At 62.6% G+C, this 1,830-nt stretch carries 2 protein-coding genes; both read left to right on the top strand.

Annotation, left to right across the window (positions count from 1 at the left end):
* The coding region (locus tag QMX86_RS27980) for an acyl-CoA dehydrogenase (protein WP_282390432.1) at window positions 1-964 on the top strand (964 nt) is incomplete at its 5' end.
* A gap of 15 nt (window positions 965-979) precedes the next feature.
* Window positions 980-1,753 (top strand): enoyl-CoA hydratase, encoded by a 774-nt coding sequence (locus QMX86_RS27975; RefSeq protein WP_016774718.1) that lies wholly within the window; start codon window positions 980-982, stop codon window positions 1,751-1,753.
* Window positions 1,754-1,830: the final 77 nt, after the last annotated feature.

Genomic DNA, 1,830 nt, shown 5'->3' with positions numbered 1-1,830 from the left:
GCAGTGGGGCGGCTGTGACACCGGCTACCTGGCCTACGCCATGGCCCTGGAAGAAATCGCCGCCGGCGACGGTGCGTGCTCGACGATCATGAGCGTGCACAACTCGGTCGGCTGCGTGCCGATTCTCAAGTTCGGCAATGACGACCAGCGCGAGCGCTTCCTCAAACCATTGGCCAGCGGCGCCATGCTCGGCGCCTTCGCGCTGACCGAACCGCAGGCCGGTTCCGATGCCAGCAGCCTGAAAACCCGCGCGCGGCTGGAAGGCGATCACTACGTTTTGAACGGCTGCAAACAGTTCATCACCTCCGGGCAGAACGCCGGCATCGTGATCGTGTTTGCCGTGACTGACCCGAGCGCCGGCAAACGCGGGATCAGCGCGTTTATCGTGCCGACCGACTCGCCCGGCTACAAAGTCGCGCGCGTCGAAGACAAACTCGGCCAGCACGCGTCCGACACCTGCCAGATCCTCTTCGAAGATGTGAAAGTGCCGGTCGCCAACCGCCTTGGCGAGGAGGGCGAGGGCTACAAGATCGCCTTGGCCAACCTCGAAGGCGGCCGCGTCGGTATCGCCTCACAAGCCGTCGGCATGGCCCGCGCTGCGTTCGAGGCCGCGCGTGATTACGCCCGCGAGCGTGACACCTTCGGCAAGCCGATCATCGAGCATCAGGCCGTGGCGTTCCGCCTGGCGGACATGGCCACGCAAATTGCCGTCGCCCGGCAGATGGTGCATTACGCCGCAGCCTTGCGCGACAGCGGCCAACCGGCGCTGGTCGAGGCGTCGATGGCCAAGCTGTTCGCCTCGGAAATGGCCGAGAAGGTCTGTTCCATGGCCTTGCAAACCCTCGGCGGTTACGGTTACCTCAACGACTTCCCGCTGGAACGCATCTACCGCGACGTGCGCGTCTGCCAGATCTACGAAGGCACCAGCGACATTCAGCGCATGGTCATTTCGCGCAATCTCTGACAAGGAATTTTATTCATGACTTACGAAACGATTCTGCTGGAAACCCGCGACCGCGTCGGCCTGATCACCCTCAACCGGCCGCAGGCACTGAACGCGTTGAACGCGCAACTGGTCAGCGAAGTGAACCACGCCCTCGATACGCTGGAAGCCGATGCGCACATTGGCTGCATCGTCCTCACCGGTTCGAAAAAAGCTTTCGCTGCCGGCGCCGACATCAAGGAAATGGCTGAGCTGACCTATCCGCAGATCTACATGGACGATCTGTTCAGCGACAGCGATCGAGTGGCCAACCGACGCAAGCCAATCATCGCAGCGGTCAACGGCTTTGCCCTCGGCGGCGGCTGTGAACTGGCGCTGATGTGCGACTTCATCCTGGCGGGCGACAACGCCAGATTCGGCCAGCCGGAAATCAACCTCGGCGTACTGCCGGGCATGGGCGGCACCCAGCGCCTGACCCGCGCCGTGGGCAAAGCCAAAGCCATGGAAATGTGCCTGAGCGGGCGCATGATCGACGCGGTAGAAGCCGAGCGCTGCGGCATCGTCGCGCGCATCGTGCCGAGCGATGAGCTGCTTGATGAGGCGCTGAAAGTTGCAGCGGTGATCGCTGGCAAGTCACTGCCGATTGCGATGATGATCAAGGAGAGCGTCAACCGCGCGTTCGAGGTCAACCTGAGCGAAGGCGTGCGTTTCGAGCGGCGGGTGTTTCATGCCGCGTTTGCGACGCAGGATCAGAAGGAAGGGATGGCGGCGTTTATTGCCAAGCGTGAGGCTGCATTCCAAGGCAAATAGATGAGGTGCCTAAGCTGACGCTTTCGCGAGCAGGCTCGCTCCCACAGGATCTGCACCGTCCAATGTGGGAGCGAGCC

Origin of the sequence: Pseudomonas sp. PS01270, assembly GCF_029959775.1 — a bacterium.
In the GTDB taxonomy this organism is placed as follows: Bacteria; Pseudomonadota; Gammaproteobacteria; order Pseudomonadales; family Pseudomonadaceae; genus Aquipseudomonas; species Aquipseudomonas atacamensis.
Note: the sequence above shows the minus strand (reverse complement) of the source record. Positions and strands in the feature narration are given on the sequence as shown.